The sequence below is a fragment of the Rhizobium leguminosarum bv. trifolii WSM2297 genome (assembly GCF_000271845.1).
In genome coordinates, this window is sequence record NZ_JH719395.1 from 4,119,774 (window position 1) to 4,136,694 (window position 16,921).

Genomic DNA, 16,921 nt, shown 5'->3' on the forward strand with positions numbered 1-16,921 from the left:
GGTGGCGCTGTCAGAGAAACCGGCCGTGGCGCTGCAGCACTTCGATCTTGTAGCCATCGGGATCGCTGATGAAGAAGAACAGGCCGAAGAGCTTGCCATCGCGGTTGAGCTCCACCAGTTCGCCCGGCTTGAGCCCCAGTTTCGCCAGCCGTTGGCGCTCGATGGCGACCTCGTCGACGGAGATGGCGAGATGGCCATAGGCATTGCCGAGATCGTAGGGTTCGGTCCGGCCCTTGTTGACCGTCAGCTCCAGCTCGAAGCCGGTCTCGGCATTGCTCAGATAGATCAGCGTGAAGGTTTCGAAATCGACGCGGTCGGCGACCGAAAACCCGAATGCCCTACTGTAGAATTCGACCGAACGCGCCTCGTTGAGAACGCGGATCATCGAGTGGATCATCTTCGCCAATTCTGCCTCCCATTGCACGACAGCGCCGCGCGTCTTTTTAGACGCGCAAAGGACGCTGTAGCACTTTGAATTACTGCATAATTCCTTAGATCGGAATCGATTTAAGGAATTATGCAGTAGGCACCGCAGTGGTAGCGGTCCTCTTACGCCGTGCGCAAGCCGATTCTTCGGGTAATCGCCGCTTCGACAAGGCCCATGGCGTCATAGATCAGCACCGCCATCAGGCCGACGATCAGCCCGCCCTGCAGGATGAAGGCGGTATTGTCGGAGATCAGCCCGGCGATGATCACCTCGCCGAGGCCCTTGGCCGCAACCGTCGAGCCGATCGTTGCCGTGCCGATATTGATGACGGTCGCGACCTTCAGCCCTTCGAGGATCAGCGGCAGGGCGAGCGGCAGCTCGACGCGCAAGAGCCGCTGCGTCGCGTTCATGCCCATGCCGTCGGCGGCATCGAGCACCTGCGGCGACACCTGCTTCAGCCCGGCGACGGTGTTTTCGAAGATCGGCAGCAGGCCGTAGAGAAACAGCGCAATTAGCGTCGGCATGGCGCCGAAGCCGGTGGCGGGCACGGCGAGCGCAAGCACCGCGACCGGCGGAAAAGTCTGTCCTGCATTGGCGATGGCGCGCGACAGCGGCAGGAAATCAGCCCCGCTTTGCCGCGTCACGAAGATGCCGCCGCAGACTGCGAGAACGGCGCTGCAGACGATCGATCCCACAACCAGCTGCAGATGGCCGGCGGCAAGCGAGGCAAGGCTGTTCTGGGTGTAGACGGCAGGCGCATTGTTGTTGGTCAGCGGCACGAACAGGAAGGAAAGCCATTCGGTCCTGAACAGCAGGATCAACAGCAAGGCGAGCGCCGCCAGGCGGAAGAGATTGGCGACGACGAGCTTCATGCCTTGCGGCCCAGTTCGAGCAGCCGCGTCATCGAGATCGATCCGACAGGCGCTTTCTCGCCATCCTGCACCGCCGCCTCATCGACCCCCTGCCAGATCATTTCGGCGAGCGCATCACGCAGGCTGAGCGATTGCGGCAGGGCATAGGCGAGGCCGCTCTTGGCCGGCTCCATGCTCTCCTTCAGCGGCAGCAGCGACATCAGCTTCAGCGCCCGGTCGGAGGTGCCAGTCAATTGCTGCACGAAGGGATCGGCCGGTTCGGTCAGGATTTTTTCCGGCGTCGAGCATTGCAGCAATCGGCCCTCGCTCATGACAGCGATCTGGTTGCCGAGATGGAAGGCCTCGTCCATATCGTGGGTGACGAGAATGACGGTCGTGCCGAACTGCTTCTGGATCGCCAGCAGGTCGTCCTGCGCCTTGCCGCGGATGACCGGATCGAGCGCACCGAACGGTTCGTCCATCAACAGCAATTCCGGTTCGGCCGCCAGCGCCCGGGCGACGCCGACGCGCTGCTGCTGGCCGCCGGACAGCTGGTGCGGATATTTGTCGGCAAATGTTGCCGGATCGAGGTTGAAAAGCCCGAGCAGCTCCTCGACCCGGCGGGTGATGCGGGCGGAATCCCAATCGAGAAGCTGCGGCACGGTGGCGATATTCTGCGCCACGGTCCTGTGCGGAAACAGACCGTGCCCCTGGATGGCATAGCCGATCTTGCGGCGAAGCTCCGTCACCTCAACGCCGGTGACATTCTGCCCGTTGACGAAGATCTCACCCTCGGTGATCGGCACCAGCCGGTTGATCATCCGCATCAGCGTCGATTTGCCGGAGCCCGAGGTGCCGACGATGACGGTGATCTCGCCCTTCTCGACGCGCATCGAGACATTATCGACGACGGTGGCCGCGCCATAACGCTTGGTGACGTTCCTGATCTCGATCATGCTCATGCGGCGGGTCCCCGGATGCTGTCGATGACCGCATCGAGGATGACGGCCGATGAGAAGGCGAAGAAGACGGTCGGCACGGCGCCGAGCAGGACGAGATCCATCGCCGTCTGGCCGAGCCCCTGGAAGATGAAGATGCCGAAGCCGCCGCCGCCGATCAGTGCTGCGATCGTCACCATGCCGATTGCCTGCACCAGCACGATGCGGATGCCGGTGAGGATGACCGGAAAGGCGAGCGGCATGTCGATGCCGGTGAGGATCTGCCGGCGCGTTAGCCCCATGCCGGCGGCGGCATCGCGCACCGAAGGGTCGACGCCCTCAAGGCCGACGACGGTGTTGGCGACGATCGGCAGCAGCGAATAGAGCACGAGTGCGATCAAGGCAGGCGCCGTGCCGATGCCGCGGATGCCGATGGCAGCCGCCAGCGGCACATGGGTGGCGAGATAACCGAGCGGCAGCATCAGCAAGCCGAAGAGCGCCAGGCTCGGGATCGTCTGGATCAGGCTGAGGCCCTGCAGAACGATCGCCCGCAGCCTCGGCACCCAGAAGCAGAGGATGCCGAGCGGCAGGCCGAGAATGATGGCGATGGCTAGCGAGCCGAAGGCGAGCAGCAGATGCGAAATCGCTTCGGTCTCGAACTGCGGCGCCCGTGTCGAAAATTCCTTCATGATCGAAAGGCTGTCGAGCAGGCCGGAAGCGAGGCAGATGAACAGCAGCGCGGCATAGGCGACAAGGGCCGCGACCCGCATCCAGGGCGCCAGCTTGATTTTGACAAGTGCATCCGAGATGACGAGGCCGATCACCGCGAAGAGAACCCAGAAGCCGCCGCCGGGCGTCATCCGCGCCACCGTGCTGCCGGGCGGCGTCGCCGCGGCCGAGACGAGGCCGATCGCAACGATCAGCGCCGCCAGGCAGAGTGTGGCGATGGCAAGCCGGGCGAGCGCATTGCGCAGCAACAGCGTGGCGAAAGCGGTGAGGATGAGAAGGATGGTGAGGATGATGACGGAGGGCTGGGGAAGAAGCTGTGTCAGCAGCATCGGCTTGCCGGCGGCGATGCGGTTCGCCTTGACGTAGATGAAGGGCATCAGTGCCGTCGCTGCGATGCCGCCGGCCACCAGAACCACGCCGAGCCGGTCCAGCCTGCGGACCGCTGAGGTTTCTTCCATCAATCGAACCCTGTCCGGTAATCCTCTGGGGAGGGAGGCTCCGCCCGCAACCGGGCGGAGCGAGCGATGATTACTTCAGGAAGCCTTTTTCCTTGAGATAGGCTTCGGCGACGGATTTTGCCGGCTCGCCGTCAACCTGAATCTTGGCGTTCAGCTTGCGCAACTCGTCGGCGGTCAGGCTCTTGAAGATCGGCGAGAGCACTTCCTCGATCTTCGGGTTGGCCTTCAGCACCTCTTCGCGGATGATCGGCGTCGGGGCATAGACCTGCTGCACGTTCTTGTCGTCTTCGAGAACGGTGAGCTCGGCCGCTTCGATCGCGCCATCGGTGCCGTAGACCATGGCAGTGTTGACGCCATTGGTCTGGTCGGCGGCCGCCTTGATCGTCGCCGCCGTGTCGCCGCCGGAGAGAACGACCATCTGGTCGGGTTTCAGCTGGAAGCCGTAGGTCGTCTGGAAGGCGGGAAGCGCACCGGCCGAATTGACGAATTCGGCCGAGGCGGCAAGCTTGGCGGCACCGCCGCCGGCAACCCATTTGCCGAAGTCCGTGAGGCTCTTCAGCTTGTTCGGGCCGGCAACATCGCTGCGCACGGCGAGCGCCCAGGTGTTATTCGCCGGCGACGGCGTCAGCCAGACGATCTTGTTGGCGTCGTAATCGAGCTTCTTTGCCAGCTCATAACCCTGGTCGATGTTCTTCCAGGCGGCGTCATCGGCCTTGTTGAAGAAGAAGCCGGCATTGCCGGTATATTCCGGGTAGATGTCGATTTCGCCGGCGGTGATCGCCTTGCGCACGACCGGCGTCGCACCCAGCGCGATGCGGTCCTGCGTCTTGATGCCATTGGCTTCGAGCGCAAGCGCGATGACGTTGCCGAGCAGCGTGCCTTCCGTGTCGATCTTCGACGAGACGACGACGTCTGCGGCCTGAACCGCGCCCGCCGCGAAGGCGGAGAGCGAGACGGCAAGTGCGAGTTTCTTCAGCATGGAAAGTCCCCTTGGTTTGACATCGTTAGCACTTTGAATTGCTGCATTATGCAGATGCGCAAGCCCCGGGCGGGAGGTCTGCGCACAGGGAGTCTGCCGGCGAGGGCAGTGAGGCCGCCATCATGCCGGAATTGCGTGCGTCATGGAAATAGCGTGCCCGTCCGAAAAATCGATGCAAGCCCCCTCCAGTTTTTACGGTCGCGCCGCGATTATGGCGGCGAATGCACCTCCGCGCGCGGAAACGCATTCCCTTTTCCAGGGTCGGCGCGATTTGTTTTTGTCCCCTTGCGTGTTTCCACGGCGTTCCGGTGCTTCTCTCGCGGTTTGCCGCCGCCCGGATTTCTTTATGACGGAAACGATAGCCCGCCTCTTTCGAGGCAGGGATATCTTTTTTCGTGAACACATCATATCGTCCGGTTTTTCCAGCGCTTTCCGGAGCCGGCCATTTGCATCTCGGTGCCCTGTTCATCGCCCACCAAGTCCTTGGCTCCGGTTCGGTGCGCCAGACCGCGCGGCGTTTCCAGCTGTCGCCGTCGACTGTCTCGGCGGCCATCCACCATCTCGAGACCGAACTGGCGATGAAGCTGACCGAGCGCGCCTCCGGCGAACTGGTGACGCTGATTGCCAGCGGCAGGGTGTTTCAAGGCATGGTACCGATTACGGCGGCGATCGGCGAACTCGGCCAGTTGGCCGGTCACGGCGATGCCGACACAGACGAGGCCTGGGCATCCCGCATTCCCATCAAGATCGTCACCATCGAGCGGTTTCTCGAAGTGGCCGATCAGGGCAGCATCAACCGCGCCGCTCGCCGCCTTCGCCTGGGTCAGCCGCAGCTTTCGCTGCAGCTTGCCAATCTTGAGACATTCCTGGGTGCTCGCCTGTTCGAGCGGCAGGCGCAGGGTTCGGTGCTGACGGAGGAGGGCAGGCGCGCCTACCAGATTTTCACGACGATCAGCCAGGCCTGGAACGATCTGAAATCGCAGGCCGACGAGCGTTATCGGCGCACCGCCCGATCGCTGCGCATCGGCTCGATCATCCCGACCGGCTCGGAAAGCTGGGTGGCGCGCTGCCTGGGCGTGCTGGTCTCCGAATGGAATCTCGGCCGCAACAACAATGCGATCTCACTGGTGTCGATGACCGCCGACGATCTGCGCGAGGCGCTGAAGAGCGGCCGCATCGATGTGGCGATCCTGGATTCGGTCTTCGGGCTGGAAAGCTTCCGGCATCGCGAATTGCTGCAGACCGACATGGTGGTGATCGCCCCGCCCGATAGCACCGGGGCAAACGTCGCCGATCTCGTCGCCGCCCACCCGATCTGCATGCCGAGCCCGCGCACCGGCCTCGGCCACGCCGCCATGGCCTTCAGCGACGGACGTGCGCCCAACCGGCGGCTGCGCAGCCGGGATATCACCGCAGCGGATTCGCTGCCCGTCATCGTCGACCTCGTCGCCCATCACGGCTACGTTTCCTTCCTCGGCCGCGTCAGCGCCATGCCGATCGCCGATAAGGTGCGCATCGTCGATCTCGACGAACATCTGCCGATGTCCTATCACGTCGCCTTCAACCATCGCAAAGCCGCCGCCGATGCCTGTGCCGTCATCATCGAGGCGGCGGCCAGAATTACGTCGGAACCTGTCGCGCAGACCATGGCGCGCGACAAAGCCAGGGAGAATGCAGCGTGACCGTCCTGCTGGAAGTGTGCGTAGACAGCGCCGAGGGACTGGCTGCCGCGATCGAAGGCGGCGCCGGCCGCATCGAACTCTGCTCGGCGCTGGAACTCGGCGGCCTGACGCCGCTGCCGAGCCTGATGCGGATCGCCGCCAGGGCGCCGATTCCGGTCTACGCCATGATCCGCCCGCACGCCGGCCCGTTCATCTTCGACCGCCTCGACGAGGAAGCGATGATGCTCGATATCGATGCGGCGCGCGCCGCAGGCCTCGCCGGCGTCGTCATCGGCGCCAACCGGCCGGATGGCACGCTCGACCTGCCGCTGATCCACCGGCTGAAGGCGCATGCCGCCGGCTTGGGATCGACGCTGCACCGCGCTTTCGACCTGGTGCCGGATGCCGATCAGGCGCTGGAACAGGCGGTCGAGCTCGGCGTTGAGCGCATCCTCACCTCCGGCTGCGCGCTGAAGGCGGCCGACGGTCTCGACACGCTGAAACGCCTCTCGGCGAAGGCGGCGGGGCGTATCTCGATCATGCCCGGCAGCGGCATCCGCCCCGCCAATGTCGGCGAAATCCTGCGGGCGACCGGGGCCAGTGAAGTCCACGGTTCCTGCAGCTCACCGGTCGAAAGCGCCGATCCGCGCGCCGTGGCTTTTGGTTTCGAGGCGAAGAACAAGAACAAGACGGATAGTGCTGTGGTTAGGGAGATGTGCAGGGCGATTGCGTCAATGGAGCGTTAGCGGTCTCGCAATTCCGGACGGAAAGTGTTTTGCGCTTTTGAAACGCGAATGCAGTGCTTGCCGCATGGGTCCTCGGGTCAAGCCCGAGGACGACGGAGAGTGGGGGAGTCTATACGGCAAGAACCGTAAATGCAGTGGTTCTGCTGGAATTGGCGCCTTTCGTTTTACGCAATTTCCCACAAATCCGCTCGCTCAGTTGGGCCGGAATCCGCCGGACGTCTCGCTTCTTGCCAATCGCATCTCCCACCCTCCGTCCTGCTCGGGCTTGACCCGAGCATCCACAACCAAGCACTCTGCGCGCATGGCGGGATATGTTTACATCGTCACCAACCAGAAAAACGGCACTCTCTATATCGGCGTGACCTCCGATCTGGAGCGCCGCATCTATGAGCATCGCGAAGGGCTGACGCCGGGCTTTGCCTGGAAATACGGATGCACACGTCTCGTCAGGTACGAGGAGCATTGGGATATCGGCGCTGCGATCCAGCGGGAGAAGTCATTGAAGCGATGGTATCGGCAATGGAAGATCGATCTGGTCGAGGCGATGAATCCCGACTGGAATGACCTTTATTTGACGCTGTGGTGACGCGAATGCAGTGCTTGCCGCATGGGTCCTCGGGTCAAGCCCGAGGACGACGGAGTGTGGTGTGGGCACTGCGGCAAGTAAGCGTCGTAGACACCAAACGACAAGCAAATTGGGACCGCGGGTTCTCCCCATTTTTGCGCGGTCCCGGACATAAAAACCGGCGCCCATCTTTGATGGAATTGCTCCAAGCGTCCCGGCTCTTGCCGGTCGTTGCCCCCACCCTCCGTCACACTCGGGCTTGACCCGAGTATCCACGCCGAGCACTCCACGCAGCTGTTGTGCGTCGACTACCCCCCAACCCGGATCACTGCCTTGATCAACCCGCTCTTCTCATGCGCCCAGCGCGGGAGGTCGCGCGGTGCGTCGGCAAGCGTCGTGCGGTGGGTAATCAGCTTGTCCACCGGCACCAGGCCTTTGGCGATCGAATCGGCCACGTGCTCGAAATCGGCGCGGGTGGCGTTGCGGCTGCCGATCAGCATCATTTCGCGTTTGTGGAATTCGGGGTCGGAGAAGCGGATATCGTCCTTGACGACGCTGACCAGCACCAATGCGCCGCCATGGGCGACGAAGGAGAAGGCCTTTTCCATCGACGGGCCGTAACCGGTGGCGTCGAAGACCACGTCGAAACCGTCGCCATTGGTTTTTTCGCGCACGGCGTCCGCGGTTGCCTCGTTGGCGACGATGCCTGACGTAAAGCCGAAACGCTCGGCGGCCATCTGCAGCCGCTCGGTGCTGGTATCGAGCAGCGTCACCTGATGGCCCGCGATGCGCGAGAAGATCGCCGCGCCGAGCCCGATCGGCCCGGCGCCGATGATGAGCGCCCGGGCGCCGGCGGCGGTCAGCGAGCGGCGCACCGCATGGGCGCCGATGGCCAGAAACTCGACAGTCGCAGCCGCCTCGAGGCTGAGGCCCTTGGCGGGGTAGAGATTGCCTGACGGAACCGAGATCTCCTCGCAGAAAGCGCCGTCCGTATGGACGCCGAGCACCTTGATGTTGGTGCAGCAATTGGGTTTGCCCTTGATGCAGGCGACGCATTGGCCGCAGGAGAGATAGGGATTGACGATGACGGGCGTGCCGACGGCCATGGCAACGCCATCGCCCGCTTCCAGCACCGTTGCCGACACCTCATGCCCCATCACCCGGGGATATTCGAGAAAAGGATGTTTGCCCTCGAAGATGTGGTAATCGGTGCCGCAGATGCCGACATGGCTGACGGCAAGGCGCACCCAGCCGGGCGCCGGTGCGGCGGGCGATGGGCGCTCTACCAGGTCGAGCACGCCGGGCTCCCGGCAAACAACTGCTTTCATGACGGGTCTCGCATTCTTGGGAAATGGAAGAAGCCGGCTGTTCCGACCGGCTTCTCTTTATCGTTCAATTGCTCCGGCGGCGGCGCAGCTGGTCGAAGAAGACGATCACGATGATCAACAGACCGGTGATGATGCGCTGCCAGAAGGAGTTGACGTTCAGAAGGTTGGCGCCGTTGTTGATGGTGGCGAGAATGAAGGCGCCGATCAGCGGGCCGTGCACGGAACCGACGGCGCCGAACAGGCTGGTGCCGCCGATGACCGAGGAGGCGATCGCCTGCAATTCCCAGCCGTCGGCCTGCGTCGCATTGCCGATCGCGATGCGCGAGGCGAGCAGCACGCCGACGAAGGCGGCAAAGCCGGCCGAGAGGATATAGGCGAGATAGATCATGCCCTTGACGTTGACGCCGGAAAGGCGCGCGGCTTCCGCATTCGAACCGACCGCGAAGAGATAGCGGCCCCAGCGGCTGAGATGCAGGAAGACGAAGGAGGGCACCGCCACCAGGATGACCATCCAGAAGAGGCTCGGAATGCTGAGAAAATCGGCGCGGGCAAAATTGCTGAAACTCTCGTCGGTAATGCTGATCGTCGAGCCGTTGGTGATCAACAGGCCGATGCCGCGCAGCGACGTCAGCGTCGCCAGCGTGATGATGAACGGCGGCAGGCCCATATGTACGATGCCGAACCCATGGAAGGCGCCGATCGCCACGCCGACGAGCAGCGTCAGCACGATCGCGCCCCAGAGCGGCACGCCGGCCTGCAACAGCCAGGCGATGATGACGGTGCAGAAGCCGACGATGGCGCCGACCGACAAGTCGATGCCGGCTGTGATGATGACGAAGGTCTGGCCGAGCGCCAGGATCGCCGTCATCGCGCCCTGACGGAGCAGGTTGGAGATGTTGAGCGGCGTCCAGAAGCTGGCTGTGGCAAAGGCGAGCAGGATCCAGAGGAAGAGCAGCAGGCCGATCAGCGTCAGGCCGAACAGGATGTTCATTTTCCGGCGCGGCGGCGGCGCGACGATCTCGGTGGGGGTGGCGGTCATGAATTTTTCTCCCTCTTAGAGCATTTCCGTTTTTCTCCAATCACGGAAATTCTCTATCTCTTTGTTTTCACGCAATTTCCGAGCGCAAAACCGCGACGTACTTTTGCTGGAATTGCCTTACGCTCAGACGCCGATCGCTTCGCTGAGCACTTCTTCATGCGTCGCTGCGTGGTAATCATGGCTGGCGACGATCTTGCCGCCGCGAAAGACGTGCAGCCGGTCGGCCAGTTCGTAGACCTCGGGCAGGTAGGAGGAGATCAGGATAATGCCGGCACCCTCCTTCAGAAGCTTGGCGAACAGCCGGTAGATTTCCGCCTTGGTGCCGACGTCGACGCCGACGGTCGGTTCGTCGAAGATGAAAAGCCTGGCGCCATGGCTCAGCCACTTGCCGATGACAACCTTCTGCTGGTTTCCGCCCGACATGCTGGAGACGGGAACGCGCCGGCTCGGCGTCTTGATGCTGAGATCGCGGATCTGCTTGTCGGCATTCGCCGACTCGCGCGTGTGGTTGATAACAGGCCCCTGGCTGAGGCGTCCGAACACCGGCAGGTTGATGTTGAGGCCGATCGACTGATTGAGGCAGAGCCCCTGGTCGCGCCGGCTTTCCGGCGCCAGAGCAATGCCGAGCTCCATCGCGGTGCGTTCGTTCCGGATGTCGACGCGCTTGCCCATCCAGTGGATTTCGCCGGCGTTTGTCGGCTGGCGCCCATAGAGCCCGAGCGCGAATTCGCTGCGTCCGGCGCCGATCAGGCCATAGAGGCCGACGATCTGCCCGGCCTTGACGCTCAGCGACACGTCCTCGAAGCCCGGGCCGGAAAGGCCGCGGACGTCGACGATCGTTTGGCCGATGGCAATCTCTTCCTTGTGGTAGATCTGTTCGATCGAGCGGTTGATCATCAGCGCGATCAGCTCGGCATCGTTGGTCTCGCCGATCAGGCGCGTGCCGACATGGGTGCCGTCGCGCAGCACCGAGACCCGGTCGGCAAGCTCGAACACTTCCTCCATGCGGTGGCTGATATAGACGATGGTGACGCCTTCACCCTGCAGGCGGCGGATCAGCTTGAAGAGCTGCGCCGATTCCTGGCGTGTGAGATAGGCTGTCGGTTCATCGAAGATCAGGAACTGGGTGCCTCGCATGGCGGCGCGCGCGGTCGCCACCAGCTGCTGCTGGCCGATCGTCAGCGAGCTCAGCAGTGCGCCTGCCGGCAGTCCGAAGCCGAGATCGTCGAGCACGGCCTGGCCCATCTTTTCCATCTGCTTCTTGCGCATCAGGCCGTAGCGGTTGACCTCGTCGCCGAGAAAGAGATTGGCGGCGACCGTCAGATGCCGGCAGAGGACGACTTCCTGGTGGACGGCGTTGATGCCGCGGGCGATCGCCTCGTTCGGCGTCGACAGCCCCACCGGATGGCCGCACCACAGCACCTCGCCCGCGGTGCGGGTGATGACGCCGGTCAGCAATTTGATCAGGGTGGATTTGCCGGCGCCATTTTCGCCGACGATGGCGTGGATTTCACCGGCGAGAAAGGTCAGCGTCGCCGGCTTCAGCGCCTGGACAAGACCGTAGTTCTTCTGCAGGCCTTTGAGTTCGAGGATAGGCGATCCGGCGGGAATTCGATTGGCTTCCTTCAGCGTCGCGCTGTCATCATGGCGATGACTGACCTCTTCCAGTCCGATCATGGACCTCTCCTCCTTCTTGTCGCCTTTGCTCTCCATCCCCTGGTAACCATAGCATGGCCCCTGGTAACCATAACATGGATGGAAAAAGCCGCGCCGGTTTTTGAAGCCGGCGCGGCTTGGTCTTATTGCTTTACTTGATCTTCGGGTTCAGCAGCGCGTCGATCTTGGGATCGGCCATATTCGCCTTGGTGACGAGGTTGGCGCCGGTGTCGACATTGGCTTCGACCTTCTCGCCCTTGGAGACGGCAAGCGCGGTCTTGATGCCGTCATAACCCATGCGATAGGGGTCCTGAACGACGAGGCCGGCAATGGCGCCGTCCTTGAGGAAGCCGACCGTCTTGTCGTCGCTGTCGAAGCCGATGACCTTGATCTTGTCGCCGAGCTTGTTTTCGGCGATTGCCTGGCCGACGCCCTGCGCCAGGATCAGGTTCGAGGCGAAGACGCCGACAAGTTTCGGGTTAGCCGTGATCAGGTCGGTCATCATGTTGAGGCCGGTGGTTGCCTGGCCGTCGCCGTACTTGTCGGCAATGACCTTCAGACCGGGATGTTTGGTCTTGATCTGATCCAGGAAGCCTTCGCGGCGCTGTTCCAGCGAGCCGACGCCGGGAAGGTTGGTGAGGATAACGATTTCACCCTCTTCCTTGCCCGTCATCTCCTTAATGGCGGCGGCCAGGCCGTCGGCGGCGATACGACCGCCCTGAACGTTGTCGGTCGTCAGGAACGACTTGAACGCCTTGGAGTCGGCGCCGGAGTCGATGCCGATGATCGGAACGGACTTGGCAGCTTCATCGATCGGCTTGCCGAGCGCCTTGAATTCGGTCGGCGAAATGACGATGGCAGCCGGCTTGCCGGCAACAGCGTTTTCCAGAATGCTGATCTGGCCGTTGACGTCGGATTCTGCCTGGGCGCCGAGTTCCGGCACGTTGACGCCGAGATCCTTGCCGGCCTTGCGGGCGCCGGCCAGAACGATCTGCCAGTAGAAGGACGTCGTGTCCTTGACGATGATCGGGATCGTCACGTCGGCGGCAAAGGACGTAACCGGCATCGCCGTGGCGATGACCGCGGCACCTGCGAGCGCGGTAAAGGCGCGGCGCGACAGAAGGGATTTCACAATAGTCATAAGGGTTCTCCTCTCAGGGTGCGTTCTCCTCCAATAAACCGGACCGCTGAACGCTGGCGGAGGGTTTTTATCGATAAAAAACATTTGCAGGGAGAAGCTAGCTGAGGCGCAATCAAATTGCAAGAGCGCCGATCCGGCTTTTTTGCTTTGGTAAATTCCTCCCAAGCAACTGATTTTATTTCAATACAACGATACTCTAAAATAGGTATCAGCCGATGTCGACCTCATGCGGATGCACGACGCCCTTTTTCAAAATCAGGTTGCCATACAAGCGGAATTCCGTCGTCGCGACGATGTAGGCAGCCTTGCGGGCCATCGCATAGAAGGCGAAGCGCTCCACCGGCACGATCCGGAAGTCGCCGGCGCGTCTGGCAACGATCTCCTGGAATTCGGCGCACACCTCCGGCACCGCTTGCGGGTCGCCGACCACCTCCATGCGCCAGGCCGTTTCCGGCACGAAGGTGTCGAGCGGCATGTGGGCGAGGATCGCCTCGGCCATCGCAGTGGCGCTGACGCCGTCGGCGCGAATGACCGGCGGGCCCATCGAGCCCGAGGGAAAATTGGCGTCCGAGATGACGATGTCGTCGCCATGGCCCATGGTCTTCAACGCATGGAGCAAATCGGGGCCGAGCAGCGGATGAATACCCTTGAGCATACTGTCTCCTCAGACTCGGACGGCTTCGGCGCCGAGCGGCGGCGCGGTGAGCGTATAGGGTTCGAATTCGGCGTAGATCTCGTCGGCCAGCCGCGGCTCGACGGTCTCCATGTTGCGCGTCAGGCTCGAGGGCTTGGCCGTGCCGATCAGCACCGAGGCGACGATCGGTTCGCGCAGCGGAAACTGCATGGCGGCAGCTGCGAGCGGCGCGCCGTGGCGTTTGGCGATCGCCTCCATGGCGCCGACCTTGGCAAGCACGTCCGCATCTGCCGGCATATAATCGAAATGCGATCCCGGCACCGGGCCGGTGGCGAGAATGCCGGAGTTGAAGACGCCGCCGATCACTAGCGACGTGCCCTTCTGCCGGCAGAGCGGCAGCAGTTCGGCGGCAGCCGAGCGATCAAGCAGCGTGTAGCGGCCGGCCAGCAGGATGCAGTCGAGATCGGCGTTGCGCATGACGTCGAGGCAGACCGGCACCTCGTTGACGCCGAGGCCGAAGGCGGAGATCGCGCCGGAGGAGCGCAGTTCTTCGAGCGCCTTGATGCCGGAATCGAGAAGCTGCTTCTGGTAGACCGCGTTCTTCGCCGCGCCATGCGTATAGACGCCGATATCGTGCACATAGAGGATGTCGATGCGGTTGAGGCCGAGGCGGGCATAGCTGAACTCGACCGAGCGCATGATGCCGTCATAGGAATAGTCGTAATCGGCATCGAAGGAGAGTGGATTGACGTAGCTATAGTCGGGAACGGTGCCGGTCGGCACCGGGCGCAGCAGCCGGCCGATCTTGGTGGAAAGAACGTAGGCGCCATCAGGCTGGTCGCGCAGGAAATCGCCGACCCGCCGTTCGGCCAGGCCGAGCCCGTACCAGGGCGCCACGTCGAAATAGCGGATGCCGCTGTCCCAGGCGGCCTGCAGCGTTTCCATCGCCTGATCGCGCGGGCAATCGCGGTAGAGACCGCCGAGCGGCGCCGCGCCGTAGCTGATTTCGGTCACCTCAAGCTTGGTCTTGCCGATCCGTCTCGTCTTCATCATGCCTCCTCGCCAAGAACGTGAAGCAATTCCAGGAAAAGTGTGAAGCGGTTTTCCGTCCGGAATTGCGTAAAACAAAGACTCAAAGCGTCGCGCCCAAATGCCAGGGCACGAATTCATTATCGCCGTAGCCGAACAGTTCGCTCTTGGTCTTCTTGCCCGAGGCGGTGTCGACGATGAGCTCGAAGATCTCGCGGCCCTTTCCGCTGATCGTCGCGTCACCGGTGGCGATGGTGCCGCAATCGATGTCCATGTCCTCTTCCATCGAGGCATAGAGTGCGGAATTGCTGGAAAGCTTCAGCGATGGCGCCGGCCGGCAGCCGAAGCAGCTGCCGCGGCCGGTGGTAAAGGCGATCATATTCGCCCCGCCCGCCACCTGGCCGGTCGCCGAGACCGGGTCGTAGCCGGGCGTGTCCATGAAGACCAGGCCGGGGGCGGTGACCCGCTCGGCATAACCATAGACCGCCGTCAGCGGCGAGCGGCCGCCCTTGGCAACCGCGCCGAGCGATTTTTCCAGGATGGTGGTGAGACCGCCGCGCTTGTTGCCGGGCGAGGGGTTGTTGTCGAGTGAGGCGCCGTGCAGGGCAACATAATCCTCCCACCAGGCGATCTTCTCGTCGAGCTTCTTTGCGACCTCGTCACTGACGGCGCGGCTGCGCAGCAGATGTTCGGCGCCATAGATTTCCGAGGTTTCCGACAGGATCGCCGTGCCGCCGGCCGCTGCCAAGAGATCGGCGGCGACACCGAGCGCTGGATTGGCGGTAATGCCGGAAAAGCCGTCCGAGCCGCCGCATTGCAGGCCGATGATGATCTCACCGACCGACATCGGCACGCGTTTTTCCCTGCCGACATCGGCGGCAATCTCGCGCAGCATGCCCATGGCGCGCTCGACCGCGCGGCGTGAGCCGCCGGCATCCTGGATGTTGAAATGCCGCTTCGAGGCGCCGGCACCACTCTGGCCGTAGAGTGTCAGCTGGTTGACCTCGCAGCCGAGGCCGATCATCAGCACGCCGCCGAAATTGACATGTCTTGTATAGCCGGCAAGGGTCCGGTGCAGCACGTTCATGCCGTCGCCGGTCGAACTCATGCCGCAGCCCTGGTCGTGCACGATCGGCACGAACCCGTCGATGCCGTCATAATGCGGCAGGATCGTCCGGTTCGCCTCGTCGGCGATCGCCCGGCAGACCGTGGTGGAACAGTTCACGCTGGCAATGATGCCGATATAGTTGCGCGTCGCTGCCCGCCCGTCGGCGCGGCGATAGCCCATGAAGGTCCGCGCCTTGTCTTCGCTCGTCGCCGCCTCGGGCGCCGAATTGGCGGTCGCCGCCAGCCGGTCGTTTTCGAAATGCAGGTTGTGGCTGTGCACGTGGTCACCGGCCTTGACGTCGGCCGTGGTGCGGCCGATCGCCTGTCCGTATTTCACCACCGGGGAGCCAAGCGGAATATCGGCGATCGCCACCTTGTGGCCGGGGTCGATTTTTTCACGGGTCTCGATGCCGGCAACCGTCGAACCCTGGGGGATGGCCGCCGTCGCGACAGCGACATTGTCGCCGGCCGACAGGATGATCCAAGGCAGTTTGTCCAAGTTTCTATCTCCCTGACAAAACGCTCGCTGCATCGGCGAATGCGCATTGATTTTGTTTTTTATCTACAATAAACATTTTCAAGTCAACGGGAATATTGATCCTGTGGACGAGGGAGGCAATGAGCCGCAGGCGACCGAAAACAAGCTAAAGGTCGTTTGAACAAGCCCCGGTCCGTTTGCCCTGCTTTGCAGCGGGCGGTGGAAAAAAGGGGGAAAGCGGGGTCTGGTGGCAAGGCAGAATACGGTCTTCAAGGAAGCCTACAACAGGTATGCTGCGGCCCTGCGCACCAATACGGCATTGCCCTCGGAGCCGGAGATCGCCGCCCAGCTCGGCGTCAGCCGCTCGACTGCACGCGCCATCCTGACGCGGCTTAGCGAAGAAGGCATCATCCGCTGGAACAAACGCCAGAAAACCGTGCTGCGCCAACCCACAGACCGCGACCTTTTTCCCTCCGAAGAAACCGACTCCCTGCACGACATCATCGAGCGCAGCTTCATGCAGCGCATCCTGGCCGATGATGCCGCCCCCGGCATGCAGATCAACGAGCTGGAGCTTGCCCGCGAGATCGGCACGGGCACGACAAGCGTGCGCGAATTCCTGATCCGCTTCTCCCGCTTCGGGCTGATCGAGAAGCGGCCGAACAGCCACTGGACGCTGAAGGGTTTTACCCGCGAATTCGCCCTTGAACTTGCCGACGTGCGCGAAATGTTCGAGCTGCATTCCGCCGCCGAATTCGGCCGGCTGCCCGAGGATCATCAGGCCTGGACCGATCTTGCCGCCATCCGCGACGAACATCACACCATGCTTGGCGACATCAACCAGCGCTTCAGGGATTTCTCCGTCCTCGACGAACGCTTCCACCTGTTGATCCACCGCGCCTCGAAGAACCGCTTCATCGCCGATTTCTACGACGCGATCGCCATCGTCTTCCATTATCACTACCAGTGGAACAAGACCGCGGCGCGCGAGCGCAACGAGCGCGCCATCCACGAACATCTGGATTATATCGCCGCCCTCGAATCCCGCGACCAGGCGGCCATCGAAACCGCCTGCCGCGTCCACCTGCGCTCCGCCCGCCAGACCCTGCTGCAGTCCCTGCCGCAACTGGCGACAGAGACTGCTTGAGCGGACGA

The 16,921-nt window shown here is 62.8% G+C and carries 16 protein-coding genes; 4 read left to right on the forward strand and 12 right to left on the reverse strand.

What is annotated here, in order from left to right:
* Positions 1-10 precede the first annotated feature (10 nt).
* The 5 genes from RLEG4DRAFT_RS35150 to osmF all read right to left on the reverse strand — a co-directional run bounded on the left by RLEG4DRAFT_RS35150 (position 11) and on the right by osmF (position 4,382).
* Positions 11-406 carry a VOC family protein gene (locus RLEG4DRAFT_RS35150; protein ID WP_003583984.1) on the reverse strand — a complete coding sequence of 132 codons (396 nt, stop codon included), beginning with the start codon at positions 404-406 and terminating at the stop codon, positions 11-13.
* 143 nt (positions 407-549) lie between these two features.
* Positions 550-1,299, reverse strand: a complete 750-nt coding sequence (locus RLEG4DRAFT_RS35155) for an ABC transporter permease (RefSeq protein WP_003583986.1) — start codon at positions 1,297-1,299, stop codon at positions 550-552.
* Positions 1,296-2,240: an ABC transporter ATP-binding protein gene (locus RLEG4DRAFT_RS35160; protein WP_003583988.1), complete on the reverse strand. Its 945-nt coding sequence runs from the start codon at positions 2,238-2,240 to the stop codon at positions 1,296-1,298. Before RLEG4DRAFT_RS35160 ends, RLEG4DRAFT_RS35155 begins: the two co-directional genes overlap by 4 nt.
* A complete protein-coding gene (locus RLEG4DRAFT_RS35165) occupies positions 2,237-3,403 on the reverse strand; it encodes an ABC transporter permease (protein ID WP_003583990.1) in 1,167 nt (388 codons plus the stop codon). Before RLEG4DRAFT_RS35165 ends, RLEG4DRAFT_RS35160 begins: the two co-directional genes overlap by 4 nt.
* 70 nt (positions 3,404-3,473) lie before the next feature.
* Positions 3,474-4,382, reverse strand: coding sequence for a glycine betaine ABC transporter substrate-binding protein OsmF (gene osmF, locus RLEG4DRAFT_RS35170; protein ID WP_003583992.1), 909 nt, complete (start codon positions 4,380-4,382; stop codon positions 3,474-3,476).
* Positions 4,383-4,828: 446 nt separating this feature from the next.
* On the opposite strand from osmF, the gene RLEG4DRAFT_RS35175 reads away from it, so the two are divergent.
* The 3 genes from RLEG4DRAFT_RS35175 (at position 4,829) to RLEG4DRAFT_RS35185 (ending at position 7,375) form a co-directional block, all read left to right on the forward strand.
* The gene (locus RLEG4DRAFT_RS35175; RefSeq protein ID WP_003583994.1) at positions 4,829-6,064 is read left to right on the forward strand and encodes a LysR family transcriptional regulator; all 1,236 of its coding nucleotides are present in this window, start codon (positions 4,829-4,831) and stop codon (positions 6,062-6,064) included.
* The gene (locus tag RLEG4DRAFT_RS35180) at positions 6,061-6,789 is read left to right on the forward strand and encodes a copper homeostasis protein CutC (RefSeq protein ID WP_003583995.1); all 729 of its coding nucleotides are present in this window, start codon (positions 6,061-6,063) and stop codon (positions 6,787-6,789) included. Before RLEG4DRAFT_RS35175 ends, RLEG4DRAFT_RS35180 begins: the two co-directional genes overlap by 4 nt.
* 301 nt (positions 6,790-7,090) lie before the next feature.
* The gene (locus tag RLEG4DRAFT_RS35185) at positions 7,091-7,375 is read left to right on the forward strand and encodes a GIY-YIG nuclease family protein (RefSeq protein WP_003583996.1); all 285 of its coding nucleotides are present in this window, start codon (positions 7,091-7,093) and stop codon (positions 7,373-7,375) included.
* Between the two features lie 287 nt (positions 7,376-7,662).
* Here the strand turns inward: RLEG4DRAFT_RS35185 and RLEG4DRAFT_RS35190 are convergent, their stop codons facing one another.
* The 7 genes from RLEG4DRAFT_RS35190 to RLEG4DRAFT_RS35220 form a co-directional block, all read right to left on the reverse strand.
* Entirely contained in the window at positions 7,663-8,682 is a 1,020-nt protein-coding gene (locus tag RLEG4DRAFT_RS35190) for a zinc-binding alcohol dehydrogenase family protein (protein ID WP_003583997.1), read from the reverse strand.
* A gap of 64 nt (positions 8,683-8,746) precedes the next feature.
* Complete coding sequence (locus RLEG4DRAFT_RS35195; RefSeq protein WP_003583999.1) at positions 8,747-9,721, reverse strand: ABC transporter permease; 975 nt, start codon at positions 9,719-9,721, stop codon at positions 8,747-8,749.
* A 123-nt stretch (positions 9,722-9,844) separates the two neighbouring features.
* Positions 9,845-11,398, reverse strand: a complete 1,554-nt coding sequence (locus RLEG4DRAFT_RS35200; RefSeq protein WP_003584000.1) for a sugar ABC transporter ATP-binding protein — start codon at positions 11,396-11,398, stop codon at positions 9,845-9,847.
* A gap of 130 nt (positions 11,399-11,528) precedes the next feature.
* On the reverse strand, positions 11,529-12,518 hold the full coding sequence (locus tag RLEG4DRAFT_RS35205; RefSeq protein ID WP_003584002.1) for an ABC transporter substrate-binding protein: 990 nt from the start codon (positions 12,516-12,518) through the stop codon (positions 11,529-11,531).
* A gap of 208 nt (positions 12,519-12,726) precedes the next feature.
* Complete coding sequence (locus RLEG4DRAFT_RS35210; RefSeq protein WP_003584004.1) at positions 12,727-13,173, reverse strand: RbsD/FucU family protein; 447 nt, start codon at positions 13,171-13,173, stop codon at positions 12,727-12,729.
* A gap of 9 nt (positions 13,174-13,182) precedes the next feature.
* Entirely contained in the window at positions 13,183-14,202 is a 1,020-nt protein-coding gene (locus tag RLEG4DRAFT_RS35215; protein WP_003584006.1) for an aldo/keto reductase, read from the reverse strand.
* Between the two features lie 82 nt (positions 14,203-14,284).
* On the reverse strand, positions 14,285-15,787 hold the full coding sequence (locus tag RLEG4DRAFT_RS35220) for a UxaA family hydrolase (RefSeq protein ID WP_003584008.1): 1,503 nt from the start codon (positions 15,785-15,787) through the stop codon (positions 14,285-14,287).
* 226 nt (positions 15,788-16,013) lie between these two features.
* On the opposite strand from RLEG4DRAFT_RS35220, the gene RLEG4DRAFT_RS35225 reads away from it, so the two are divergent.
* On the forward strand, positions 16,014-16,913 hold the full coding sequence (locus RLEG4DRAFT_RS35225) for a GntR family transcriptional regulator (RefSeq protein ID WP_003584010.1): 900 nt from the start codon (positions 16,014-16,016) through the stop codon (positions 16,911-16,913).
* Positions 16,914-16,921: the final 8 nt, after the last annotated feature.

Coding starts and splice junctions, on each gene's coding strand:
- RLEG4DRAFT_RS35155 (WP_003583986.1), bottom strand. CDS start 1,299: ATGAAGCTCGTCGTCGCCAATCTCTTCCGCCTGGCGGCGCTCGCCTTG.
- RLEG4DRAFT_RS35160 (WP_003583988.1), bottom strand. CDS start 2,240: ATGAGCATGATCGAGATCAGGAACGTCACCAAGCGTTATGGCGCGGCC.
- RLEG4DRAFT_RS35165 (WP_003583990.1), bottom strand. CDS start 3,403: ATGGAAGAAACCTCAGCGGTCCGCAGGCTGGACCGGCTCGGCGTGGTT.
- osmF (WP_003583992.1), bottom strand. CDS start 4,382: ATGCTGAAGAAACTCGCACTTGCCGTCTCGCTCTCCGCCTTCGCGGCG.
- RLEG4DRAFT_RS35185 (WP_003583996.1), top strand. CDS start 7,091: ATGGCGGGATATGTTTACATCGTCACCAACCAGAAAAACGGCACTCTC.
- RLEG4DRAFT_RS35190 (WP_003583997.1), bottom strand. CDS start 8,682: ATGAAAGCAGTTGTTTGCCGGGAGCCCGGCGTGCTCGACCTGGTAGAG.
- RLEG4DRAFT_RS35195 (WP_003583999.1), bottom strand. CDS start 9,721: ATGACCGCCACCCCCACCGAGATCGTCGCGCCGCCGCCGCGCCGGAAA.
- RLEG4DRAFT_RS35200 (WP_003584000.1), bottom strand. CDS start 11,398: ATGATCGGACTGGAAGAGGTCAGTCATCGCCATGATGACAGCGCGACG.
- RLEG4DRAFT_RS35205 (WP_003584002.1), bottom strand. CDS start 12,518: ATGACTATTGTGAAATCCCTTCTGTCGCGCCGCGCCTTTACCGCGCTC.
- RLEG4DRAFT_RS35210 (WP_003584004.1), bottom strand. CDS start 13,173: ATGCTCAAGGGTATTCATCCGCTGCTCGGCCCCGATTTGCTCCATGCG.
- RLEG4DRAFT_RS35215 (WP_003584006.1), bottom strand. CDS start 14,202: ATGAAGACGAGACGGATCGGCAAGACCAAGCTTGAGGTGACCGAAATC.